The sequence below is a fragment of the Ruficoccus sp. ZRK36 genome, assembly GCF_019603315.1.
Classification (GTDB): Bacteria; Verrucomicrobiota; Verrucomicrobiia; order Opitutales; family Cerasicoccaceae; genus Ruficoccus.
The window spans coordinates 1,809,264-1,834,565 of record NZ_CP080649.1 but is presented as its reverse complement, the minus strand read 5'-3'; the positions used below and the strand labels follow the sequence as shown (position 1 = coordinate 1,834,565).

Below are 25,302 nucleotides of genomic sequence, written 5' to 3'. Positions count from 1 at the left end.
TAGTTTTAATTACCAAGCACCTCTTTAAACCAAAGAAGCGCGGCTTCACCTTCCTTACGGGTAATCTCGCTGAGGTTTCTGCTATGGCGAATGCCATTGCGCATCTCGGCGAGCTGCCCGAATTTAGTCATCAGAGCCTCTTTGTTTTTGAATTTTGGTTCAAAGTCAGGCCATAGAGCTTTGTTTAGGATTGTGTCCTGCAATTCTCTGAGGTCGAAGTATTCGAGCTGCCCCTTTATCTCTGAATAATAATCTGCATCGAAGGATGCATCCTTCTTGTCCGCCCTCTGGATGCGCTCCTTAACCTTGGCCAGAATGTGAGGCGGAAACTCTTTGCCATCCTGTGCAACGATTTCCTGCACACAGTATCTCAAGCCAAGTTCGGTCGTTTCGACTGCCTCATCCAGCTCTCTCAACTGAGGGCTGAGGTCGAGGCGTTCCTTAATCAGAAGATTTTCAATGGCTTCCTGAATACTTCGCTGCCGCTCGCTGATGAATTCGTCGAAATCATCCGGCGCAAACGGATCTCTGAGCAAAATATCCAAGGCTTTAGCGGATATGAGGTGTGATTCCATCATACCTCGAACCTGCTCTAATCCGTTCTCTTGTATCAGTTCAGGGAGATACTCATTGGGAAGCTTGTTGCCAATTACCTTGCGATTGGTGTCAGCGGTGAGCGGTGTTCTGTTAAGGATGGTATGAATGGCATCGCCCTTGAGGTCCAAATCATCCTTTCCGCGCGAAACCGGAACGATGTGATGGTCGTCCAACTCATCGTGATGGGGAACATCGCTGGTCATCCAGTCACGGGCACCTTTCAACACAAGCAAGTTGAACACCCCCTTATAGACCGAGCTTTGAGTGCTGGTTTCCTTACGAAAATCTAGGTTGCGAAATCTCTGAGAGAATTCAGCAATCAATGCCGGCTGCGCTGCGTCATCGTCGATCCACTCCCTAATATCCAGAAAGTCACGTGCGGCTGTTGATTCAACGGAGCCTGAATAGCGACTGTTGAAGATAGAAGCCCAATACCAGTGACGAATTTTTCGCTGAGCATCTATCTGCTTATTCGGTTCAACCAACTTCGTAGCTTGGCGTATTGCCGCGAAAGCAGGGAGAATAGAAACGTATGGCAGATATTTGGACGATACCGCACCATACTCCTGCGGATGCCTGAGAATCTTGATTGCATTTTCCAGTGCATCGACAGCCTTGTTCCAACGGCTTTCAAAAGCATTCGTATCTGGAATAAGAACCTCCTTGCGTCGGGTGCCATCAGGATCACGCACTGGTTTCTCCTGTGCTGGAAGAAGGAAGTAGAGATACTTCGGCGAACAATACGCCTGCACCAGAATGGACATCACCTGAAGGATATAGACGTTTAGCTTATCACTTTCGACAAACTCCAAACGGCTTTTGGCCTCACGCCATAGGTGTTTCAGCTGCAAGCCCTTTGGCTTCAGCAGTGCGTTGATAAGGTCGAAGACATCGAGGCGAACGCCCTTGCTGTTGATCTGGGTGAATATGTCACAGACCTTATCCACACCAATATCTCGATCCAATTCGATATATGAAACTTGGTATTGCTCCGTGATGCCTTGAATATGCTCATCGAAGATCAATGCATTCTCAGAATGCTTACGGGCAATTTCTTCAAGTGCGCTATCGCCTGAGGTCGCTGCTTCTTCCGTTTTCTTTTTCCAATAGTCCGCGTAGCCGTCTGACCACTTGTAGAGCTTTCGACCGCCTTGGCCGATTATCCAGAGAGGGAAAATGTGCTCGGCATATTGGTGTTCGAGATCGTTTTCCAACTTGTTCCGACGCTGCTTTGTCCAGTCATACTCAAAGGCTTGGTCATACTCCTCAGCCATAAACCGATCCACTCGAATGAAGTAATAGTATGGATTACTTCTGGATGGAAGTGGCTGATTGGGCGCGGTGAACGCATAATTCATCGCGGTGAGTCTCTGCTGACCATCGAGCACGATGTGCTCGCGATTTCCAGCTCCATCTGTGCCGTAAACAGGTTCGCAACTCAAAGCCTCGAAATTCTCATCCTTACCTTTCCACAAAAGCAGGCTCCCGATGTAGTAATCGAGGAATATTGATCGCATCAGGTCACGAATGTCCCATGGCTTCCACTCGAATTCACGTTGGAAGTCGGGTATCATAAAACGCCCTTCCTTTAATCGCGAAATGAGCGTGTTCAGGCTGATATGGTCGGGCTTTTGTGCGTCTTTCATGTCAAGGTTGTATAAGCTGTTTCTAGATTATTCTACGCGCTCTCTCGTGCTTCGCGCATGGCGCGGCTGAAGAAATGCTGGATGGCCTGCTCGCGTGCCTTCTCATCGGTTAGGATGATGTTCTTCATCTCGGAATCCCGTTGGAACATACGGATTGCGCCACGGAAGAAGGCATTACTGAAGGCTGAGAAAACCACGTCCGGCGGATTGTTTCGCAGCATTTCCTTCATGTCCTCATCCATGATTTCCTTGTTTACCTGCTCGAAGCGCAGGAAGTCTTCCTTGCTGAAGTTCGTGCCGTGTCGGTCGTTGAATGAATCAATGATTTCAGATAGCGACTTTTCCTCTTCGGGAGTGTAAGTTTTCGCTCCAAACTCCTTGATTGGATACAAGGCTTGATCTTCCTCAACGCCTAGTGACGCGCTGCCAGCTTCCAGCTGGCTGACTTTGAACGCCTGCAACTCCAACATCTCGTTGGTGATTTCGATTTCAGGCGGCACTTCGCGGTTCGGCAACAAGCGCACGAGCCAAGCGGTGTAAGCATAAAGCTTTTCCAAGCTGTTGTCGGAGAGCCTGACGATCTGGGCGACAAATGCGTAGAAGCGCATGAAGCTCCTCAGAAGCTGGCGAAATTCCTCCTGCTTCCCTTCGTCATCCTCATAGCTGAAGCGATTGACTGCTTCCCGCACCAAGCCTTCGAGCTGAATTCGATCATTCGAAGTTAAATCGACACTGAAGAAAATCTCGGAAAAGCGGTCGATTTCACCTTCGTCCAGAATGGCAAAGCCCCTGAGTTTGGCTTCGAGGTCATAAATCTGATTGGGGTCTGAAGTCTCTTCAAGCGTGGTCGCTTGGAAGAAGGGACGGAAGGCTTCTTTGATGTCGTCGATTGAGTTCTGAAAATCGAGGATATACGTGTTCTTCTTGCCTACCATTGTGCGGTTCAGGCGGGACAGGGTTTGCACTGCTTGTAGTCCGGCCAGTTTACGATCCACATACATGGAGCAAAGTTTCGGCTGGTCGAAGCCCGTCTGATATTTCTCCGCGACAATGAGAAGGCGATAGTCTTCTTCGGTATCAAACTTTTCGGGAAGCTGCGTTTCCGAGAACCCATTCACGGCAGCTTCGGTATAGGTTACACCGTCGATTTCCAGCTCACCGGAAAATGCGACCAGTGCCTTCATATCCGTATAGCCCTGCTTGCGGATATATTCCTGAAGCCCCTGATAGTAGCGCAAGGCGGCTTCACGGCTGGCAGTGACGACCATTGCCTTGGCTTGTCCATGCAGCTCCTGCATGACGTGTCGGCGGAAGTGTTCCACAATCACTTCGACTTTCTGGCTGATTGCGGTCGGATGCAGGTGAGCGAATTTAGCCACCTTACGCTGTGCTTTCTTCGTGTGCAGCGTCGGATCGTCCTCAATCGTTTTCTCCAGCTTGTAGTAAGCCGAGTAGGTCATGTAGTTTTGCAGGACATCAAGAATGAAGCCTTCTTCGATAGCCTGTCGCATAGAATAAAGGTGGAAAGCCCTCGGCAGCCCATCTGCTCCGCGTATCCCAAAACGCTCCAGTGTCACGTTGCGGGGTGTAGCGGTGAAAGCGAAGTAGCTGATATTGGGCTGAGGGCCTCGGCCTTTCTGATATTCGGCAATAATGTCTTCGATGTCGTCACTCGAAGAGGCTTCCCGTGTCAGTGCATCGGTCATGGCCTGAGCAGTCTTTCCAGACTGCGAGCCGTGCGCCTCGTCAATCAGGATGGCAAATTTTCGCTCTGATTGCCCCGCCACGGTTTTCAAATGATCGGTGCCGAACTTCTGGATTGTCGTGATGATGATCCGCGCTCCGCCCTCAATCGCCTTCTTGAGCTGCTTGGACGTGCCATCGATCTTTTTCACCACGCCTTTCGTCTGCTCAAACTGCTTCACCGTATTCTGAAGCTGGCGGTCGAGCACGATACGGTCGGTCACGATAATCGCCGTATCGAAAATCGGTTCGTCCGCCTCGGTGTGTAGGTTGATGACTTGGTGGGCTGTCCAGCCAATCGTGTTGGACTTACCAGAGCCAGCCGAGTGTTGGATGAGGTAATTGTGGCCAGTGCCTTTCGCTTTGGCGTGTGCCATGATTTTCAATACCGCATCCAGTTGTTGAAAGCGTGGGAAGATCATCACTTCGGCCTTATTCGCCTCCTTGCTCAAGTGCATGAAGCGGCCAATGATCGCCAGCAAAGCTTCGCGGCTGAATACCGCTTTGCGCTGCCAGTCTTCGTCAGCGATGTCGTTGTAGAGATAGGCGACACGAAATTCATTCGGCACGTCTGGATTGCCAGCCCCGCCTTCATTGCCCCGATTGAAGGGCAAAAAGTGGGTTTTTCCGTTCTGGAGGCGTGTAGTCATAGACACGTTGTCTTCATCCAGAGCGAAATGCACGAGTGCCCCGCGCTTAAAGGTCAGCAAAGGCTCTCCCGCCGGAGAGCGGTCTTTGATGTATTGCCGCTCCGCGTGTTTGAAGGTGGAACCTGTAAGCAGGTTCTTCAGCTCCAGTGTCGCCACAGGGATGCCGTTTAGAAACAGCCCAACGTCGATGGCGTTTTCATTCTTCTGACTGTATTTGAGCTGCCGGATCACCGTGAGGCGATTGTTCTCGTAAAGCGAAACCAGCTCCGCATTCAGGCCGGATGCGGGTTGAAAGAAACAGAAGCGAAGCTGGATATTCGGGATCAGCTTCAGACCATGGCGTAGCACGTCCAGAGTGCCGCGAGATTTCAATGCCTTCTCAAGCTGCTTCAGTAGCTCGGCCTTCGCGCTGTCTGCGTATTGTGCGGTCAGTTTTTCCCACTCATCCGCTTGGGTCTGCTGGATAAACTCGATCAGCACGTCCGTATCGAGTGCCAGATTGCGGTCAAAGTCATCCGGCGAGCGCTCTTCATATCCCAAGCCAAAGCATAGGTTCTGCACCAGATGCTCTTCTAGCACGATTTCTTTGTGGATGGAGCTGTTCGTCTTAGCCATTGTCTGCGTCTCTCTTCAATTGGTTTCGGATAACTTCAAGGCGTCTTAGCATATCATCGTAAGTCATAATTTCTAAGACATGGCGATACTTCCTTCGTATCACCTCAAAATCGTTGCGCTGATCCTCTGTGAGGTCTTTGTCGCGCCCCATGATGATCATGCCGCTTGGGTTCACGACTTTAATGGCTACACCATCAGGGAGCTGGTCGCCGTAGCGTTCATTCAGTTTTTTCTCTCCCTGCTGCCCCCAGCGGTTCAGATGATACAGGTATTTTTCGAGCTGCATGACCGTGCCATTCAGTTCACGCATGGGAACGTGATTATCGCGGTAACGGTTATTCGTAACGATACACTCAGCAAAGGGCTTCTTCAGCTCGACGGCATCCACGTAGCCGGATGCATCCACTAGCATGAAATCAATCTTACGATTTTTACCCGCAAGGCTATCTCTAACGGGAGCTTCGGGAATGGCATGCACGTATTTTGGATAAAGTAGCTGAATGATCTGAATGATCTCTGCCTGCCATTGCACTTCGGTATAGCCTTCGGCCTGCGCAAGCATGTCCTTCAGCTTCTCCAGTAGGTCGGAGTATTTCTCGGCTTCGTAATCGGAAAAGACCTCCAATGGCTGAAAGCCTTGTCGAGACTGTTTTCGCTCCATGTAGGAGCGATACTTCTCCTCAAAATCGACTTCGTGCGGCACATAGTTCCGTATGATGCTGCTCACCCTGGCATTGGCGTATCTCTTCAGCTCCCAAGTCGTCGGGAACTGATCGAGCATTTCCTCAAAGACTGGCTTGGGCAATGCATCAGGTCTATCCCCGCCGATCCAAAGCTCTTCAAAGCCGTAATTATTAAAGCCCCTGAAAATCGCCAGATTAGTCTTAGCCACAAACGTCGTGCGTTTGAAGGCAAGCGACTGGTGCATGAATAGATCGTATTCAATGCCCAGAAAACGCCTATCCATCCGATAATACTCGCCTTCGAGCTGCCCGACGATGAATCGATAGCAGGCATCCATGCCGTAATCACTGTCATCTATGTCTGCTCGGTAAATCTCTTGTCGGACAAAGAACGTCCTGCTCGAAAGCGGGATGTCGTCGTCCCGCTGTAACGGCTCCACAAGCCACGCCTCATTGCGCTCTGGCTGATAGCGCATGATGAGTTTGTCTTCGTGCCTTGTGAAATCGATCATACGCTAGGCCTCCATTTCTTTCGCAATGGCATCCAGCTTCGCGTCGGAATGCCCTCGGCGGCTCCATTTGTTTACGTCGATTTGTCCCGTGACTGCCGCCGTGATTAAGGCAGAACGGAACTCATTCAGTTTCTCGATGGATTCTTCAGTCTTTATTTTGATTTTTCGATGGGCGACTACGGCTCTTTCGACTTCTTCCTGTAAGGCGATAGAAGGCACTGGAATCTTTTCCTTGCCAAGACGCCAAGCATTCAAAGGTCGGTTTCTTCCAGCGGAACCCCGTGAACAGTCATTCAGGAGGAAATCGCCTAGCTTTGTTCTGAGAAAGCCGAGTAAATAAGCGGTCTTTATAGAGTCGGTAGCTCGGAAAACAGGATAGCGATGGGAGACTACGCATCCTTCCTCGTCATCTGTTGCCATCGCTACCGCGCCTTCCCATGCGAATTGGCCGCTTATGATAAGATCGCCAGATTTTATAAAATGGAAATCTGACGCACCCATACCCTCCTCATCTGCGGCAGGCTTTTTAAAAATCCCTCGACCTCTATTGTATAAGCCTAACCGAACGAGTTCGTCGTGATTGTTAAGATCAACAGGTCGAGTCATTCGGCGGGTGAGATACTCAAAGCGTTTGCGAGGTAAGCTTGAGTCAGAAATTGCTCTATCCACAAGTGATTCGACGTAGGAAGAAGCTAAAGCAACCAGCCGTTTCTTCTTCTCGATGAGCTGGTCAATGCGAGCGGTCTCGTAGTCAAGGAAATCAGCAATCGCTTGCTGATCTTTGCGCGCGGGAACTGGCAATATCAAGTCAGCAAAGTTATCAAATCTTACCGTCTTACCGTCTCGTATTCCAGTAACGGTAGTTTGAAGCCCTGAAATGAAACTATGGGACTTTAGCAAATAATGATAATACGGCGGAAGCACTTCACTCGAAGACTTCATTACCGTGTATGCAGGACTAATGCATCCTGTGTCATAGGCGCGTTCAATCCCGCCCTCAAAGGTTCTCAGACTGATTACAAAATCATCACGATCAACATGAAGAAAGTTATCAGTCCCAGCTAATGCTAGCGTCACTCGATTTCCAGATAGCTCCATGTATCTCTTTTGAGAAATCACTCCATGGCTTTGGCTAGCAGTGAGTGCCTCATCGCCATCGGATGCCCTCTGGCGGCTTTCACGAAATAAAAAGCGTGCGCGTTTGCTCGGCCAACGCGTGCAGTCCGTAATCTTTGTAAACCTCTGATTGGATATCGAACTCACCCTGCAACCTCCTTGAGCAAGTTGGCAATTTCCGCCTCAAGTGTCTTCATTTCCGTGTCGATTTCGTCCAATGGGCGCGGTGGAACATACTGGTAAAAGTAACGGTTGAAGTTGATCTCGTAACCGACACGCCCGATTTCGCCGTCCTGTGTATCAGTGTGGTTGGCGTCGACCCATGCATCAGGAACAAATGGCGTGACTTCACGGGCAACATACTCCTTCCAATTTTCCTTGAGCGGAACGAGCTCATGATCGCGCAATTCCGTATCCGGTTCAGGATTACCGTCTTTATCGGTGCAAACATCGGCTTCTTCGTCGCGCTCCGAGAGTGCGGCAAGAATGGCTTTCTTGATGGGGGCACCGATTTTCAGTTCCGTTGTTTTCAAGGCTTTGTTCAGCACTTTACTGAACCTATCGTGGTTCATAAACTTCTCGTCGGGAAGTTGAGCCAAAGCATCGAGGATGCTTTCCTGATCCGCTTCATCCAGTTTCTGGAATGGTTTCGCCTCTTTGAGTTGCTCTAGGCGTTCATCCGTCACTTGGAAGTTCAGCTTGAGCGGACGCTCGACACGAATCTCACGATAGCCAAAGTCTGAGGCATCAAAAATTTTCGAGAATTCGGCATACTCGCCGTCGCCGTTGAGCATACCCGCATAGATTTTAACAATCTCATGGCGTGCATCATCGGGAATAGCACGACGTTTAGAGCCAAGGCTCTTACGCATTGATTGCCAAAAGCGTTCACTGCTTGCGTCGATGAGCTGCACCCTGTCGCGGCGTTGTTTCGGCTTCCGGTTATTTAGGAGCCAAACATAAGTCTGAATGCCCGTGTTGTAGAAAAGGTCAGTCGGCAGCGCGACGATGGCCTCAACAAGGTCTTGCTCAAACATCCATCGGCGGATTTCGCTTTCACCGGAGCCTGCGCCCCCCGTGAAGAGCGGCGAGCCGTTCATGACAATACCTGCGCGACTGCCGTTTTCGTCGTCACGCATTTTGGAAATCATGTGCAGCAAGAAGAGAAGCTGACCGTCACTGATACGGGGCAAACCTGCACCGAAACGTCCATCAAAGCCCTTCTCGGCGTGCTCATCCTTGATCGGATCAGCGTATTTCTTCCAGTCCACGCCATAAGGCGGATTGGAGAGCATGTAGTGAAATTTTTTCGAGCCGTGCGCGTCTTCGGTCAAAGTATTGCCGAAAGCGATATTGGCGGGGTCATGCCCCGTCACCAGCATGTCGGACTGGCAAATGGCAAAGGACTCTGGGTTTAGCTCCTGACCAAAGAGTTCCACCCGCGCATCGGGGTTGAACTGCTTCAAGGCTTCTTCAGCCAGTGCGAGCATACCGCCCGTGCCGCAAGCCGGATCGTAAATTTGCCTGATCACGCCTTTACCCGCCAGCTTACTGTCGTCCTGAGCAATCAGTAGCTCGACGATCAAGCGGATCACTTCACGCGGGGTAAAGTGTTCCCCTGCGGTCTCATTCGAGATTTCCGAGAAGCGGCGGATCAAATCCTCGAAGAGGTAGCCCATCTCCAGATTGGTGAGGGCGGACGGGTGCAGGTCGATAGATGCGAAACGCTCGAAGACCTGCCAGAGGATACCGCCATCCTTGAGCCGCTTCAGTTGCTCCGTGAAACGGAACTTATCCAGAAAGATGTCGCGAACGTTGGGCGAGAAGCTGGTGATGTAGTTGACCAAATTGGAATGCAGGTCGGCGGCATCCTGTCCCTTGAGCTTCGCGAAAGTGAACTTGCTCGTATTGTAGACCTGTATGCCGTCACCAACGGCCTCGAAGAGCATCATGTCCCGCGTGGCATCATCGATGCCATCGGGCAAGCTGTCATTCGCAGCGTGCACGGCATCCTTCGAGGCTTCGAGAATGCAGTCCAAACGCCGAAGCACCACAAAAGGCAAGATCACCTTGCCATACTCGGACTGTTTGAAGTCACCCCGCAGAATTTCTGCGATAGACCATGAAAAGGAACTTAGGTTGGAAATATTCGCTTCGGGCATAAAAGTTACTTCTTAGGTGTCTTGATCACTTTGGGTATCTCAGACGCGCTTTTGAGCTGAGCTTCCCTAATTTCAAGCAGCCGAAGCCCTTCGCGGACGACTTCGCTGGCAGAGCGATAGCGGCCCTGCGCCACCAGTTCGTTGACGAAATCCTCCAGCTTATCGGTTAGGGAAACATTCATTCCGCCATGATGCTGGACGAACGACCAATAATGTCAAAGTTTGTTACTAATAAACTATTGGTCCAACAGCTATCCTTTACTAAGGGATGAACACGAAACAGTGCGAGTCCGTGTAGCGTTCGATCACCAGGAGGATGGTATATTGAAGCGGACCTGCCTATACAAACTGTACCGCGTTGATTGTTAGTCTGAGCGGGTTAATAATGTGATTGAGTGTTAAGTTGTAGAGGGGTGTCAAGGCTTGGGCGGAAGGAGGGCATAGCCCGAGTGTAGCCCATGCCTTGGAGGTTGGTTTCGAAGGGATCGGGTGCGATTTCTTTTACCGAAACCCAAGTGTGGTGAGCAGCCCGAGTGTACGGCCCAACCCTACCCCGAGGGAAGATGTCAACCATGGTTGACACTATTCCGAGCAGACTCCCTATCCCCTTACCTTCTATGTACCCGGCTGCTGGGGACTTTCTTGGCAAGCCTAGAGGTGCTGGGAAGGTCGGGGGCGAGGAATTCATGCACGTCCAGGCTGAAGGCGGCGGCGATGCGCTCAACGGTGCTGACCCAGATTTCCTTTTTACGGCAGGCCTCGATCTGCTGGAGGAACTTCTCTGACATGTCGGCCAGTTCGGCCAACTCCTGTTGGGTCAGGCCGTGCTTCTGACGAAGCTCACGGGTTCGGCGGGCGACACGTTCGACGGAATCCATACCCCAGTGATTGTAGGGGAAAAGACTTGCCTTTGTTACCCGTGATCGCTGGGGTTGTTTTGTGAATACGCCCCTCTCCTACTGGCCGGTTAAAAGTCTCGTACACTTGGCCCTGTGTGCACTTCTGATCATGTGCGTGTCCCCTCTGGCTTTCGGCGGGCCGGACGCGTTCTCCATCAACGAGACCTTGAACAAATCAGGCTATGAGCGCGACGACCTCTTTATCCTGCTGAAGCAGGACCCGACCTTCGCGTCATGGTGCCGCAACTACAGTCTGGACGATCCGTCTGTGTGGCCATCGCTGCTGACGCGCCTGGAGCTCCGCAATGCGCAACTGATGGACAAAATCAAAGAGGCTCAGAGCATGAGTAATACCGGCGACATGAGAAGCTTTGTCAGCGGACGGTCGTTGAGCAAGGCAGACATACGGGCCCGAGGGGAGCAGCTACTGAGAAAATCTCGTCGTGAGCTGGAGCAAAACGAGCACGTGGTCAACGCGGTCAAAGACCTGCAAGGACGTCTGGACTCGCTGCGACACGGACGGAGTTTAACCGATCCCATGACTCTCGAAAATGCCGCTGGGCAAAGCATCGAGGGCTGCGTGGTGATGCTCGACGGGTTGGACGCGATCATCTACCGCAGCGGCGACCGGTACTACCGGATTGCCCTGTCAGCGCTGTCCGTGGATACCCAGGAAACCATTTACCAAAGCGTGTTCGCTCAATGGGACAGACTCCCGTCAATCCCTGGACTCACCATGATGCCTAAAAACGAGTCCTCTATCGCCTACGACAACGCGTATGCCTATGTGCAGGACGACAAGGGGGGCCTGATGACAACGACGGGCATGCCCTCTATGACCTACGAAAAGTACGGAAAGGGCTTGCAGGAAATGCTGAAGGAGCGCGAAGAGGAGTTCGGAGAAAGGGTACGGTTTTACCTGAGCCAAACATCGATCGACCAGGAAATCACGGGTGAGGGCTGGAGGGCTTACCTGGTCGAGGTCGGAGAGCAGCTGGTCTTCATCAGGACGCAAGAGACGGTCTTTTATACCCCCGGGTGGGCAGAACGGGATCTGGTCTACGCAGGACGTTCGGACCCCATCATGATGGCCGATGGCTCACAGCGAACCTTCCCGATCATGCAGGAGGTTGCCTCTGAAAAGCTGGAGTGGCGTAATGACACCCTGCAACGGATCGACCTGTGCGAACAGGGAGCGAAGCTGAACCAGCGGCGCATGCAGGTCATCAACGCCTACAAACAACAGCACACGATACCCGCCAAGGCAGAGGATGAGCCAACCGAGTCCAGTTAGCGCGGGCACAGTGCTCCGTCTCCTGCTGGTGGTTGGGCTGGCAGGCATCTGCTCATTGCCCCTGGAGGCAGCGCGTGAACACCCGGAAGCGTTTTATCAGGTACGTGCGGCCACGCAGTTGAACGGCCAGACAGAGGTCGCCCTCCCCAACGGCACCCGCTGCGACATCCTGACCGATACCTATGCCATCGAGGTGGACTTTGCTGACAAGTGGGCCGAAGCCATCGGGCAGAGCCTGAACTACGCTGCTCAAACCGGACGACAAGCAGCCATCATCCTGGTCATCGAAAAGCCTGATCAGGAAAAATATCTGACGCGTCTGCAACAGGTCGTGCAGAGCTTCGAACTGCCGATACGGGTCATTCCGATCCGCCTGGGAAACGGGATCAACCTGTGCCCCAAGAAGCCCAACGCCCAAACGCCCTCTCAGCCTCTTTAAATGCGGCAAGCAACCCATCTGGCCTTTGATGATTAAAACGCTCTCCAGCACCCTCCTGGTGGCCTTCTTGACGTGCTTCCTAAGTGGTATGGCAACAACGGCTGCCAGTGAGCATGAGATTAACCTGGAAAAAGACGCTGAAGGTTATGTCACAGAAATCCAAATCCCCCTGAAGGATCAGGTGCCCCTAACGATTAGGCCAAGGTATGCAAAGAGGTTGGGCGCGGACACCTGCCTGGAACTGCCCTATGAGCCTATGTCGATCTTCTGTTTTCTGGAACCTTGGGAACCGATACCTGTAAACGGGGTCCCAGCCTTGGCTGTTCTGGAGAGCGTAAAAACCTTTCCCGCGTCGGGTTCCCCTGCCTGGGTGATGCGCGTCTTTATCCTGCATGAGGATGGGCCTAAAGAACTGTCCCCGATAGAGGGGACTGGAGAGGTGTATTACTTTTGGGACTTTGACGGTGATGGTTCCCTGGAGTTTGTGAACGAGGAAGGACATCAAACCCTGAACACAGGCATCCCCCACTCCCAGCATGTTTATATCTTCGATGGAGTACAGTACCAGCACACAGCCGATGGATGATCTGTCGAACGACAAGCATGGACGACATGGATCTACGTGTTTAGCTAAATATAAAAGACATAGAAAGACCTCACCAGTAAGGTGAGGTCTCTTTCTCTTTATATTGTTCAGATAAGAATTCAGGACATATTCAGTATATTCAATTCAGTAACACATTCAGTAATATTGGGGACATTCCTTAGGGACAGCCTTGAGGAAAAAATATGGCTTCCCAGGGACAAATCCGGAAGGATCAGGGACATTACACAATCTCGTTTTCACCCGTACTCTCCGTAGCTTCCTGAACAAGTTTTTTGGTACTTTCAGCGTACCTCACACTATCCAGATACCCGCAGAACAACCCATGGCATCGCCGAAAGTTGTACCGCATGCTGGGCGTCATCCATGTCGAATCCTCTGCACCATCAAACTGGAACCAGGAAGCGGCAAGGCCATCCTCAATAGACTCCTCTCCTTCTTCGGGGTAAAAAGTCTCCAGCCAATTTGGCCAAAAACGGTGCGTGATGATAGACTTTTCGTTCTCGAACTCCCCATGGTCTATTGCGGCTCGCAAACAAACAAGAAACTGAGGGCCGAGAATGCGAAGCTCAACCAATCGCCTGATTCTGGCCCGAGCTCGCTGCGTCGGTCGTTTCGCCGTGTCGGTAAGCCGCCCCAGGTTGAACAACAGGTGGCCAAATTCGATCGTGGATTCCACAATCTGATCGATTTCACCGTTCGTCTGATAGGTAAACGGGACAACGCCATATTTCTCGCGGCATATGTCTTTGCGTTTCGCTTCATCAACCATAGACCTCAGTTCGTCATATTCGTGCTCTTGCAACGCTTTATCGTTGCGCAGGCGAATTGCTCGATCCACGCTCAGAAGCACCTCCTCCATAACCGGGATATTAATGCTTCGATGCAGGGTATTCTTGCCACGAAAAATGTAGCGAGAGGTATAGAGCAGCCCATTTTTCTTCATGTCAGCATGGTACCGCTTCACGGTCTTTACGCTGACAGGCTTTTTGAGTTTCCTATTATACCGCTTCGTCAGGACCTCGTAGTTATCCGCATTCCAGAGTCTACCGTCATGCTTGATAGAGGATCGGCAATAGCCTGCTGCGGTACGGTCAAAGTGATAAATCAGGTCCCGAATGATCAGTGTGTATAACCCCTTGTTCGGTCCAGGAAGCGTTGCACATAATGAAACCAGAGCCTTGGCATATCGTTTTCGCTGACGGATCAACTCCTTGAAGTTGTAGGAATAAGGTGATGTGTAGTTCATGTTTTTTTTGTTAAAGGTTGCCCGCCAGGCATATTTCCACGCCTGACGGGCCATTGTGAGTTATCGTTCAGGACCTGACTTCCTTTTCTTTCAGGATCGCTTCCAAAACCTCGTAGACCTGAGTCAGATCACCTTTTTCTGCCATTGATACAGCTCGCCGCAGTTTGGCAGCGAGTCCCTCGCCTGACGAAGTACACTTATCGCTGGTCGATTGAGGGAGAAATCCCCGGAATATCGGCTTGCTCAGCCTTATCGGTGGCGTGTCATCCTCATCGATCATCAGATCGGTACCGAGCATCACAGCATCGTTCACCGGTGCCTTGTCCTCCATAGAATCATCGAGTTCAGGCCCCTTCGGCTTCTTGGACTTCTGCTTGATGGTTTTGACCGCCTTTTCGATAATCGGGTAAGGAATGGATGCCTTTTCCTCACCGATTTCCTCCGCAACGATATCGATCACCTCATCATAGGCACTGCCTTTGAGGCCACCGAAGAGCCTCAAGCCTCGCTCCGTTTCGATTAACGGCAGACCACGCGCGGCAAGCTTCGGAGAGATAATTTCCTTTGCTGCAACGGCATTGGCTACCAAGTAACCGTATTGACGCGAGAACCCATGCTTCAGTTCGCAGTACTCCTGGAAGCTTTTGTATTTTTCGCGGTAGAGTCGGTCGTTCTTGATCTTCAGCAGCGCATAGCCGACTTTCTCGAATACATGCTTTCCACGCTGAATACATTCCTCGCACTGCTCCAGCTCCTCGCGCTCGGCTTCATTGAGCTTATCCATAGGCAGAGCGGGCAAGGTGGACGTATTCGGACGCCCCTTACTCCGGTCGGGATACTCCGTGCCCGGACTATCCAACTCCTCTTTTCGGAACTCATGGAAGGCCTGCGGGAATTCGCGCACACGTAGCGTGGAGGACCATTCGTCCCAGTCCGCACCGTCCCCGTCCTTCAGCCCGAGCGTCATGCCGTTTTGTGATGGATTGCCGCCCAGTTGCTGCAGGTAGAAAGCCACGCCCTGCTCCTGACAGTGCGCACGCAGCTTTTCCACCCACTCAACCGTCAAGGCACGAGGATATTTGCCGTGCTTGCTTTCCCCTTCGAGGATGACCCAGTCGATGCTATCGAGATTCAGCTTATCCATCTCAATCTCGGCTGCGGGCATGAGGCATAGTGCCCGCATGGCTGCGTTGACGGCCTTGAGATCATCCAAGCGCTTCAGATTGACTTCGTCGACACGGGTGAGCGTCGTCATCACACAGACATTGGTAAAAAAACCGCCAATGCGTTCAGCGAACTTGCCCATCACATCGGGGCACATGGTTGACCAGACCCAGAGGTGTTTCTGGCCTGCTTCACTACGGATTGCCTGCTTCATTTCTGCTTCGAGAAACTCGAAATTCGCCTCATCGCTGAAGGCATCTCCGAGGTCACCGATGCAGATGATGCGGGCGAGCGGTACTTTCCATGCTTCATTTGCCGAGCGACAGCCAAGCAGGTCTGACAGGGCAGCAGCCTTACGGCCCCTGCCATTGAATTTGGTCACGCTCTCAAAGGTGGGAGCATATCCCTTCTTCGGCTTACGTTCCGGATTTACCAGGCTGTAGCCCTTCTTGAAATGCTGCATGGCAGCATGGCTAGTGATCCGCTCCTCAATTGCCCGATGGGCAGCAGCGGAAGAATGCTTCCCGTAATCGGCTTTCACCTTCGCGATAAATTTCTTGCGAAGGTGGTAGAGGTTCGTGGTGGTGAGTGCTTTGCTGTGATGCTCGCTGGGCGCTTCGATCGCATCGTAGGCTTCGTTAATCAGCTCTGCGTAGAGCTCGCGGGCCTGGCCTTCCGTCCAGTCGCCACACTGGGCATGAACGACCTTGTCGATGCTATCGAGGATCGTGTCGGCGGGAGCAAACAGTTCACTGTGTTTGCCGCCCATCATGGGATTCGCGGTGCTGTCGCACCAGGTCGGATGAGTTTCTTTACTCATGGTTTTTCTTATATTTTTGAGTTTTAGGCCGAAGTTGTTTCGACCCTTCATACCCGTTACGCATGAGCACCCGCACCCTGAGGGATTTTTTTGAAAAAAAGTTTTTAGGGCAGGCTCATCCCCCTACCCCGCATTCAAAATGCAAAGACAGCACGGCCCCGCAAATCCAGCATGGACACAGGCCTAAACACAGCAATACCCTCTCCGATCGATCTCGATCCGGGGGCAAAACTCAGTTCGCGGACAGGTAGCTGCCGCCAACTCTCAGGCTGAAGGACGTACCATCGTCCTCCCAGCTCACCCACCCATTCGGGGTAGGCTGAAGTCTCTGGAAAGCCCGCTCAGGGGCCGCGTACTCCTTATCCAACCACAAACGCCGGTGACGTTTCAATTTGATAAGCACGCGGGTTTTCGGGGTGATCCCCTTAACCACTCTGGCATCTTTCAGGTCCAGGCAGTAGCCGCCCTGGACCTCCGACCACTCCAACGGAAATTCCACCGCCTCTGACCTGCCACTGGCTAACGAAGAAAACTCAAGCGTGAGCGTATACTGCTTACTGCCATCATCCTTCAGACGCAGCAACACCTCGTCGATTGCTACGATGGCCCCGTCTTGTGAATCCATTGCGCTTTGTTGCGTCTGTATCTGCTTGTGCAGGTCCCAGGCCTCACTCGACAGAAAGCACCATCCGAGGGCATGGTCCTGATGGGTCAGGTTCAGCGAGTAGGTATCCCTGAGTTTCTCGGCTCGTCCAGTAGACCAAAGATAGCCCCCAACACCAGCCAGCACAACGATCACAAGCACGAAGCCCAATACACAGAACGACAGTGGGTGGCGGCGTTTAAAAATATTCATCCCCTCAAACAAACGCTGGCTGTGGACCGGGTTGCGCATTTGAGCGAGCATCTGCGTGGCATTGCGGTAGCGCTTATCCGGGTCCAGCTGCAGGGCCTTTTCCACGATCGGACGCGCCCCCAGGTAGCGCCCGAACTTCTCTGGTATCGTCAGCGATTTGGTCGTCTCGTCCTGCACACCGACCGGTCGCGTCCAGGCCGGGTAATCTCCGAGCATCAGCTGATAGTAAATCACGCCGACCGAATAAACATCCCAGGCATAGGAAAGGTATTCATCCGGCGGCATGTAGCCCTTGGTCCCGCGTCTGGGCGTACGCCCACCGACCTTCTCGCTTAGGACGCCCGCGCTCAGATCGAACAACACGGCCCCGTGCTGCGTGATCATGACATTGTTCGGGTTGACGTCGCAGTGGATAATCCCTGAGCGGTGCAGCTCGGACAGCCCACTGAGGATATCTTTGATGATCTTGACGATCTCCCGCGGGCGAAGCGCCTTCCCGGACTGAATACGCTCGGCCAAGGTATGACCGTGCAAATACTCCATAATGAAGACCGGGCAGCCATGGTGGTCGATCGAGGGGTGCACCCGCACCAAGTGCTCCGAACGATGCCGACGACTCAAAATATTATACAACTCGATCTCGTGCTCGAACTGCCCATAGGCATTCGCATCCTTCGGCACCTTGGCCGCATACTCCTGCCCGTCTGTCAGGTTCCTGACGCGGTACACCTCCGCGTCCGCTCCCTCCTTGATAAACTCCAGGACCTCGAAGTTATTGCCGATAATCTCTCCGGGGTCAAAAGCACCGCCGTCTCCTGCGATCAGGCCCTTCAACTCGTCGTCGGAAAAATCCATGACACCCTTAAAAATCCAGATCGAGGGTTTTCTTGTTCTTGGCCCGGTCCCAGACTGCCCCGGCCAGCTCGTACACATCCTCCGGGTTGTCGGACACCGTCAAGGCTGCCCGCCAGAGAGCCTGCTGACGGATGTAGGAGGCCACCTCGCTCTTGATGGTGCGCATCTCCCACTCGCCCATCGCCTGCACGCCGGACGAACGCTCCTGTCCGGACTTCAGTTCCTTATAGGCCTCATAGCGCTCGGACTGACCCAGCTCGGCATAGTGCTCGGCGGTCAGACGCATGGCCAAACGAAAGACTTCGTTCACCTCAAGCTCATCGATGCACTGGACGATTTGCGACTCCGAGTGCATGTGCTCCTCGTCCAGTTCGGACGCCACCAGCTTCCTGCGCTTACGCCAGTGGTCGAGCACATGGCGGCGGATCCTGCTCTTGATCCAATGCCTCAGCCGTCCACGTATCGGGTCATACGTCGAGAAATAATCGCGACCGGGGTCCAGCATCAGCAGGACTTCATTGCCAGCAAGGTCCTCCACCTCTGATAAGCCCTCGCCATTGCCCGCATGCTTGAGCAAAAAGCTGGCGGCAACCCCTCTTAAAACAGGCTGATAGATCGCGGCGATTTCAGCAACGCGGGCCTGACGTCTGGGATTATCCGGGCCAAGCAGGATATCGACCGTCGTACGGGTCGTCTCGGGGATATCACTGCGCGTGCTATTCATCGCTATCAGGGGGTCATAAAGATACGAAAACTCCCTTATCTCTATTTGGTTATTTCCCGTGGTCCATGAAAAAACACCCTAAAAAGTCCGTAATCCCACCAATACTGAGGGTTGGGTGTCAACCATGGTTGACATCGCGGGAAGGAGCCAATCGCCCCCGAACGCCCATAGATATAGGGATTGAAGGACATGGGACCAGGGCAGACAGGCCTCAAAGTTGTGCATGCGGGCGGCAGGACAAGTCCGCTCTGCTACCCCATTTTTTCCCTGTCGCGGGCACACCGACCCGCCAAAAATCCGGCCCCATTTTCTGAAAACCACCTCAGAATCGGCCCAGTTAAATCAACAATCCGATAAGACTGGGGAATGCAAAACGGATAAAAATCGAATGGCGTTCAGCCATGCAACAGTCAATATCCAGTTGTATGAGTTTGTTGAAAGGCTGGCTTGGTGAGAAAATGACTTCTCTTGGGATTTGGGCGACGCTCGATAAGCAGTGCTATCCGCGTTTTCATGACGTGATCGCCCCCTCCACTAACGGCACTACGCAAATCGACCATGTCATTGTTTCCCGGGTCGGCATCTTTGTCATTGAGACGAAAAACTATTCCGGCTGGATCTTCGGCGGGGAGAAGCAGGCCAAGTGGACACAATCACTTTACGGCAAAAAATCCAGCTTTCAAAATCCCCTGCACCAGAATTATCGACACATCAAGTGCCTGAGCGCATCTATGGGGGTTGCCGGAAGACCGTTTCCTCTCCGTCGTGTTTTTCATCGGGGAATGCACCTTCAAAACCGAAATGCCCGCCAATGTCATGAACCGGGGCCTGGTTCCCTACATTAAGAGTTTCCGCGAACTGATCGTGAGCGCCGAAGAAGCATCCCTGGCCTTGGGATATCTGACCGGCCTGCGGAACGACCCCACCCTCACTCGTCGGGCACATCTGCAATCGCTGGAGAGCCGTCATGCCTCCACAACCGTCTGCCCCAAATGCGGAAAAGCATTAGTCGTCAGAACCGCCAGGAGTGGTAAAAACGCAGGCAACTCCTTTCTCGGTTGCTCGGCGTATCCGAAATGCAAATATACCAAAAGCCTGTAAATTGCAGGGGTACCCCGGAATCCTCGAATAACGCCCACGCAGAAGAACGAACATTTTTTCTACCCCCCAGAAATGCCCTCTCCATCACGGGCTATTCCGGTTGACGATTGGAAAAGGATGCCTTATATTTGTGGGAAAATCATGCCGTCGCTTCGCCAGTCCAATCCCCACCTAGCGGTGCACTCTGTTGCGGAGATTCGCTCTCTGTTGGAGCGGCGCACCTACGAGTCCTCCGTTTTTGAAGGTTTGCGTTTGCCTCGCAATCACCGGGTGGTGCTTCGCTCCAAGGACTTCTGGAAAAAATCCGCCAAGGCGCGGTAATCTTGCTCATACCCACGAATGACGCCTTGGAGGTAAGCCTGTTGGTTCTGGCGGCTTCCTCGCCCCACGAACCCGTATTCGGGTTGCGGCAAACCTGCCTGCAGGCACATCAAATCCGTCAACCAGCGAGCCATTCGACCGTTGCCTTCGCGGAAAGGATGGATCAATAGAAATTCGGCATGCACTTGGGCCAAGGCAACGCATCCGGCATCAAGACCCTCCAGCCGAAACGGTGTCATCTTCCGAAGGATATCCCTTTCGAAGCTCTCCATGTTGGCCGCAACGCGAAAAGCAGGGGGCCACGTAAAGCCGGCCTTCGACATTTCCACCGTTCGATAGCTCCCTGCCCACTCATAAATGCTCCCCAACCACTCCCTGTGCATTTGACGCAATAGATTCGCAGTGAAAACAGTATCTTCCGTCACCCCATCCAAATAGCAGTCTTGAACGCCGATCAGAGCCTCGAATTCCGCCTCGTCCATGGCCTGCTTGCTGGTAATGCCCAATAAATTGCGAAGGACACGCTTTCGGGAACCGGGCTGGTATTCGCCCTCAATTCCCGCAGAGGTTTGATACTTGCCTACACTCATGCTTACTCCATCCTGATTTCAAGACTGCGGTATTTGCCATTCACAAGTATAGAGACACGCTACGGACAACCGGTTCCTGCTTCAAGGCGAATCCCGAGCCGCCGCTCCTGCTTCTCCGGTTCCAGTAGGCGCAGGTTCATGATGTGGGTGACGTCGGAACGGTCCATACCACTGATCGCGGTCAGTTCGGCGTAGCCGCGGACTTTTCCTTCCGCGAGCCACTCGTCGAAAACGATGGCGAAGGCCATGAGGCGGGCCTCAAGTCTAACTGTGCAGTAATGTGCCATGAGTGTACTGCACTAGTAACGCTCATCAATCCATATTCCTGCCTAAATTTCATAGGACTGAGCACATTCTAAAACAATAATAAATAGTCATATTCTGAATGTGGGCATTTAACATAGCCTCAATGACAACCATAGTTTACACCTGAATATCCCTCAGGGGGGACACATTTCAGCCCTCCTCAAAAAACGCCCCACCCCCTCGTCGGGCTACCTCTCAAAACCGATTCCCAATAAGGTCAGTCTTAGTAGCAATAAGAATAATAAGGCCTGTTTTTGGGAAAAATAGTTACTATTAAGCGTCAATAACACCTACTTATCGCCCGCAATTCACCCCTTAGTAGAATTTTGCGCATAATTTTTTGCTAAATATTAGTAAGCGAAAACACTCGCCCAAACACAGCATAACAAGAAAAAACTACTTAAACACCTATCAATAAGCAATTTAAGAAATAAATACCTTTTCTAAGCCCACTAGGATTTGACCCCAAATCGATCCCCTCCCCCGGATTTCAGGGTACTCCAGGTGCACGTTCGTTTTTGTTTTCTGCGTGATTTACGCCAACGAGGTCAAAAAAGTCGGCGCAGAGGGCTGTTATGTGCCCGATGATATGTCGTTTCATGATAGCGAATACAGGGTTACTTCCTCTCTCCCCTACCAGCTCCCGACCACTTATTCTCCATCAACGAAAGCTGCCGCATCCAGGGCATCCAGGAAACCATGTCTGAGCCTCTCAAAACCGGTCCATTGTTAATGAAATGATTTTCTGTCAAATGACAGATATTCGAGGATGAAACGAGGAAGACGAAGCACCGAAGAGATTATCCGTACCCTTCGCGCAAGCGAAGCTCTAAACTTAGAAGAAGCCTGCCGCGAGCACGGGCGACGTATCACCGCTACAAGCGGAAGTATGGCGGCTTGGACGTGAGGCTACGCGACTTGGAGAAGGAGAACTCCGAGCTTTTACGTTGGGCATCGGAGTGATGAATAGCAGTTGTACCAAGTTTTTAGATCTGAATACTGCCCTTATTCTACGATGGCTGCGATCCGTATCCGATCGAAGTCTATATCCGAAAACCAACTTCTTAGACCCAAACGCCCTCCCGGAAGAGGATCCTCATCCACGTAGCGGTGAATCAACTTTCCATTCAGGTAATAGCTCAGTTGGCCGTCATCGACAACTATGGTGATCTCGTAGCGCTGGCCCGATTCAACGCGGATACTTTTGTCTTCGTGCACCAGCACAAAGCCCGGATTACGGCGACCCCGAGCCCACCCGTCCATAAACCCTCCCGTCAGCGTAAAGAGGTAGTTCGGAATCTCATGGTATAGTTTATACTCAGCACTGCGCCCATAGATCAGTGGGCTACCGTCAGCTTCGCTTGCATGGATGAAGAAGTTCAGATTACAGGCATGATCTCCCGGTGCCGTTGAGGCATCGACGACGATGAGAACATTTTTCGGCAAATCCTCATCGTACCACACCGTCACCCCTCCCGTCGCCTTATCAACACCGTTACGGCGAATACGTAGCATCCCCTCCTCGGCAACGACCGTTGAACCCTGGCTTTCCACCGTCCAACGACTCGCCCAGCCATCCGAGTCAAAGGTCTCATTCAGCCTCCACTCCACACAATAATCGCGACCGCCGACCTCGTAAATGTCACCCGACAAGGCAGACGGGATGAGTGGCACCGCGGCTACAGATAGCACGCCCCGGACTACTTTTGAAAAGCACATCCCTAAACCAAAACAATCGATTGAATGACTACCGGATGCTCACACCGAGCACTTCGTTATCCTCGGTCGGCGTCCACTTAATAAGCAACTCAGAATAGCCCTCATTGGGATCTTCAAGCATGGTCGGTGGGATGGCCGGACGCAGCGAAAACTGCGCGGAGGCATCGCCTTCAACGATTTCCAGCCGCAACGACTTTCCTGCCTGCTCCAAGACGACTGATCGGCCATCCTCCGCAATACGAGCCTGAGCCTGCGTCATCATACGCCACGTCACTTCTGTGCCACCTCTCAGCCCCTCGAAGGTATCTTCGACCAGCAACTCAGGTGGTGAATTATCATCGTCACTCGCAGATCGCCACATCGTGAGCGTACGCGTCAGGCTGTCTACCTGCCCCGGATAAACCGCCGACAGATCAATCGTAGCCGAGACTTCATCCGGCATTGAGGAGAATTCCACGACCTCTGCCTGTGCGTTAGCATCCTGTAGTGCATCACCCAGTGTCAGCGTGCTGTGGCTGCGATTATTCGTCCGGTAAAACTCCCAACGCGAGCCGCCGTTTTGGTCCTGCCAATAGCCGGGCAGATAAGCCTCTGGGCCGAGATCCTGAGCCCAGCGTACGCCCTGCGACTCCAGCACAAATGAGCCCAGGTCGAGATGCCCGTGAGGCAGTCCATTAAACCCGCCCTTGAGAGCAGCCCACATCGGCTCAGGCCCATCGTCCGAGCGCATGACCACCAACTCGGTGTTTCCATCCATAAAGATATCCAGCGGCAGTTGTGTTTCGGCCCCCTGCTTCTGCTCGCTCGGGAAATACAGTGCCGAAAAGAGTAGCGGGCGACCATCCCGGGACCAATCCATACCCGTAGAGGCATCGAGCCGTTTTTTGACGATGTCCCTGAGCAGTGGCAGCGTATCGCTACGCTGAAAGCGTTTGGCCAGCCACAGATGGTTAAAGATATTGCCACGATACTCCGGCACGGGCTTACAGTCGGCATAATTAAATGCCACTCCGCTCGGGCCAAAAGCATTGAGGATGTAGTCCAGCGTGTTGGCAAAGCCCGACATCTGCACCAGCTTCTCCTCGACGACAGCCGCCTGGCCGCCCTGTTGATGAAGCAACTCAAGAGTATTGACCAGATAGCCCGTCCCATAGTGCCAGTACACGGGGCCCTCTGGCCAGATACCATCCGGCGCGTAGTTGACCATTGCCAGCGGCAACGATTCTCCCACATCCGTAATCACCTGCCCCGACAGCTCGGGGTAATCACTCTGCAAAACAATCGCCGCGGCGAGGAAGCCCGCGTTACAGATAAAGTTCCAGTTATTGATGGTCTTGGCACTCTCTCCGAAAGCGTGCCAGTTCAGCCCCTTGATCGGCGTACGCGAGTAATACTGCGGGGCATCCCTGAGAAGATTGTCGTAGAGCGCAGCCTTGATGGTGGCCGCGTCTTCTTCCGACAGCTTGTCTGCGATCCACGAATACGTAACGGCTACGGCAAAGGCCGTCTCACCCTCACAGAGAAATTTGCGGGGGTTCCAGTCCGGCCAGTCGCAGACCTGCAACAGGTTCTCACGCGTGCGGTAGAGGTAGCGCTCATCGCCATCCAGTCGATAGAGAAAGGCATTCGTCAGCAAACGGCTGGAAGCGCGACGGCATTGCTGCAACTCCGGCGATTTTTCCAGGGGGCCAATCGGCGGCTCTTCAAGGTTAGCCTCACCCACCGATCGCAACATTTCCAGCACCTCCTCCAGCAAGGGGTCCTGACGAGCCTGCTCGCGGATATGAGAGAGCCGTTCGCCCGAGAGCAAGAGCGGAACCTGGGAGGACACATCTGCCGAAGCATTATCGATAGCGACTGAGGAAGCCGCGCCTTCAGAGGAGGCAGGCACCTCCACGGATGGCCTTGAGCAGGCAGCCGTAATCAACAAAGAGACAACGGTCAGACACATGTAGGAGATGGGGGTTTTCATGGCAAACATGGTAAAATCCAACTAGTCGAGGCGAACCAGCGAAACATCATCCAGATAAACGCTCCCCTTCCCCTCCCAGATAAAGAAGTCGAGGCTAACGTCGCGAGTAGTATCATCGACACCAAGCACGACCTCTATCGTCGTCCATGACGTTGGCAGAGGGTCTTGACCCGGGAATTTGATCGAAGTGGATTTTTGTCCTTTCCAGTTAACAAAGACGTGAACGGGTTTGCGTCCATCCTTGAACTTCTGCGTCAGCCGCACCACAAAACCCGGCGTCCATTTCTTAGGCTCAAAGTCATCCCCGGCACGTACACGAGCCTGGAGGCGATACCGCCCCGGTTCCAGCGTAGGTGTTTTCTTTTGGCTGATGCAAAAGCGGGCTGTCTCTGTCGACTTGAGACAGGCTACGGAAGAAACAACGCCGTCCTGTGCTTCCTGCGTGATGTCGAACTGCGCGCCGACCCCATCATTACCGTCAGGGATATAGATACGCCAATTGCTCTTTCCGTGCTCGAAAGTGCCGTTCTCGATCAGATCGTCAGAGGCATGCAGCATAGTGGTGCCAGCCAGCATCAGACCAGCCATCAGCACACGTTTCAAATAGAAGAATGAGGGATAAGTTTTAGCGCAGGTCATGGATTCAAATTTTCGTATTCAAGGAG

Annotated in this window: 21 protein-coding genes; 5 read left to right on the top strand and 16 right to left on the bottom strand. The window is 52.7% G+C overall.

What is annotated here, in order from left to right; translation table 11 throughout:
- Window positions 1–5: 5 nt before the first annotated feature.
- The 7 genes from K0V07_RS08055 to K0V07_RS08025 all read right to left on the bottom strand — a co-directional run bounded on the left by K0V07_RS08055 (window position 6) and on the right by K0V07_RS08025 (window position 10,602).
- A complete protein-coding gene (locus K0V07_RS08055) occupies window positions 6–2,243 on the bottom strand; it encodes a DUF262 domain-containing protein (RefSeq protein WP_220624015.1) in 2,238 nt (745 codons plus the stop codon).
- Window positions 2,244–2,275: 32 nt separating this feature from the next.
- Window positions 2,276–5,251: a DEAD/DEAH box helicase family protein gene (locus K0V07_RS08050; RefSeq protein WP_220624014.1), complete on the bottom strand. Its 2,976-nt coding sequence runs from the start codon at window positions 5,249–5,251 to the stop codon at window positions 2,276–2,278.
- Window positions 5,244–6,446 carry a Shedu immune nuclease family protein gene (locus K0V07_RS08045; RefSeq protein WP_220624013.1) on the bottom strand — a complete coding sequence of 401 codons (1,203 nt, stop codon included), beginning with the start codon at window positions 6,444–6,446 and terminating at the stop codon, window positions 5,244–5,246. The genes K0V07_RS08050 and K0V07_RS08045 overlap by 8 nt, the downstream gene beginning before the upstream one ends.
- Before the next feature lie 3 nt (window positions 6,447–6,449).
- On the bottom strand, window positions 6,450–7,544 hold the full coding sequence (locus K0V07_RS08040) for a restriction endonuclease subunit S (protein WP_220624012.1): 1,095 nt from the start codon (window positions 7,542–7,544) through the stop codon (window positions 6,450–6,452).
- Between the two features lie 161 nt (window positions 7,545–7,705).
- Window positions 7,706–9,724 (bottom strand): class I SAM-dependent DNA methyltransferase, encoded by a 2,019-nt coding sequence (locus tag K0V07_RS08035; protein WP_220624011.1) that lies wholly within the window; start codon window positions 9,722–9,724, stop codon window positions 7,706–7,708.
- Window positions 9,725–9,729: 5 nt separating this feature from the next.
- Window positions 9,730–9,906 (bottom strand): type II toxin-antitoxin system ParD family antitoxin, encoded by a 177-nt coding sequence (locus tag K0V07_RS08030; RefSeq protein ID WP_220624010.1) that lies wholly within the window; start codon window positions 9,904–9,906, stop codon window positions 9,730–9,732.
- A gap of 426 nt (window positions 9,907–10,332) precedes the next feature.
- Window positions 10,333–10,602 carry a helix-turn-helix transcriptional regulator gene (locus tag K0V07_RS08025; RefSeq protein ID WP_220624009.1) on the bottom strand — a complete coding sequence of 90 codons (270 nt, stop codon included), beginning with the start codon at window positions 10,600–10,602 and terminating at the stop codon, window positions 10,333–10,335.
- Window positions 10,603–10,732: 130 nt separating this feature from the next.
- On the opposite strand from K0V07_RS08025, the gene K0V07_RS08020 reads away from it, so the two are divergent.
- The 3 genes from K0V07_RS08020 to K0V07_RS08010 are packed head-to-tail and all read left to right on the top strand — an operon-like array spanning window position 10,733 to window position 12,942.
- Window positions 10,733–11,917, top strand: a complete 1,185-nt coding sequence (locus tag K0V07_RS08020) for a hypothetical protein (RefSeq protein ID WP_220624008.1) — start codon at window positions 10,733–10,735, stop codon at window positions 11,915–11,917.
- A 10-nt stretch (window positions 11,918–11,927) separates the two neighbouring features.
- Window positions 11,928–12,356 (top strand): hypothetical protein, encoded by a 429-nt coding sequence (locus K0V07_RS08015; protein WP_220624007.1) that lies wholly within the window; start codon window positions 11,928–11,930, stop codon window positions 12,354–12,356.
- Between the two features lie 28 nt (window positions 12,357–12,384).
- Window positions 12,385–12,942, top strand: a complete 558-nt coding sequence (locus tag K0V07_RS08010; RefSeq protein ID WP_220624006.1) for a hypothetical protein — start codon at window positions 12,385–12,387, stop codon at window positions 12,940–12,942.
- Between the two features lie 241 nt (window positions 12,943–13,183).
- Here the strand turns inward: K0V07_RS08010 and K0V07_RS08005 are convergent, their stop codons facing one another.
- From K0V07_RS08005 to K0V07_RS07990, 4 genes are all read right to left on the bottom strand, one after another.
- Window positions 13,184–14,263 (bottom strand): hypothetical protein, encoded by a 1,080-nt coding sequence (locus K0V07_RS08005; protein WP_220623317.1) that lies wholly within the window; start codon window positions 14,261–14,263, stop codon window positions 13,184–13,186.
- A gap of 13 nt (window positions 14,264–14,276) precedes the next feature.
- Complete coding sequence (locus K0V07_RS08000; protein ID WP_220623316.1) at window positions 14,277–16,244, bottom strand: DUF5131 family protein; 1,968 nt, start codon at window positions 16,242–16,244, stop codon at window positions 14,277–14,279.
- Window positions 16,245–16,425: 181 nt separating this feature from the next.
- On the bottom strand, window positions 16,426–17,904 hold the full coding sequence (locus K0V07_RS07995; RefSeq protein ID WP_220623315.1) for a serine/threonine-protein kinase: 1,479 nt from the start codon (window positions 17,902–17,904) through the stop codon (window positions 16,426–16,428).
- A gap of 7 nt (window positions 17,905–17,911) precedes the next feature.
- Entirely contained in the window at window positions 17,912–18,628 is a 717-nt protein-coding gene (locus tag K0V07_RS07990; protein WP_220624005.1) for a hypothetical protein, read from the bottom strand.
- Between the two features lie 425 nt (window positions 18,629–19,053).
- Between K0V07_RS07990 and K0V07_RS07985 the strand changes: the two genes are divergently transcribed.
- On the top strand, window positions 19,054–19,473 hold the full coding sequence (locus tag K0V07_RS07985) for a nuclease-related domain-containing protein (RefSeq protein ID WP_220624004.1): 420 nt from the start codon (window positions 19,054–19,056) through the stop codon (window positions 19,471–19,473).
- Window positions 19,430–19,729 (top strand): topoisomerase DNA-binding C4 zinc finger domain-containing protein, encoded by a 300-nt coding sequence (locus K0V07_RS16660; RefSeq protein WP_345778164.1) that lies wholly within the window; start codon window positions 19,430–19,432, stop codon window positions 19,727–19,729. The genes K0V07_RS07985 and K0V07_RS16660 overlap by 44 nt, the downstream gene beginning before the upstream one ends.
- Window positions 19,730–19,992: 263 nt before the next feature.
- Here the strand turns inward: K0V07_RS16660 and K0V07_RS07975 are convergent, their stop codons facing one another.
- From K0V07_RS07975 to K0V07_RS07955, 5 genes are all read right to left on the bottom strand, one after another.
- Complete coding sequence (locus K0V07_RS07975; RefSeq protein ID WP_220624002.1) at window positions 19,993–20,640, bottom strand: Fic family protein; 648 nt, start codon at window positions 20,638–20,640, stop codon at window positions 19,993–19,995.
- A gap of 59 nt (window positions 20,641–20,699) precedes the next feature.
- Window positions 20,700–20,927 (bottom strand): hypothetical protein, encoded by a 228-nt coding sequence (locus tag K0V07_RS07970; protein WP_220624001.1) that lies wholly within the window; start codon window positions 20,925–20,927, stop codon window positions 20,700–20,702.
- Between the two features lie 1,024 nt (window positions 20,928–21,951).
- Entirely contained in the window at window positions 21,952–22,638 is a 687-nt protein-coding gene (locus tag K0V07_RS07965) for a DUF6250 domain-containing protein (protein ID WP_220624000.1), read from the bottom strand.
- 55 nt (window positions 22,639–22,693) lie between these two features.
- A complete protein-coding gene (locus K0V07_RS07960) occupies window positions 22,694–24,637 on the bottom strand; it encodes a heparinase II/III family protein (protein WP_220623999.1) in 1,944 nt (647 codons plus the stop codon).
- Window positions 24,638–24,658: 21 nt separating this feature from the next.
- Window positions 24,659–25,276, bottom strand: coding sequence for a hypothetical protein (locus tag K0V07_RS07955; protein WP_220623998.1), 618 nt, complete (start codon window positions 25,274–25,276; stop codon window positions 24,659–24,661).
- Window positions 25,277–25,302 lie beyond the last annotated feature (26 nt).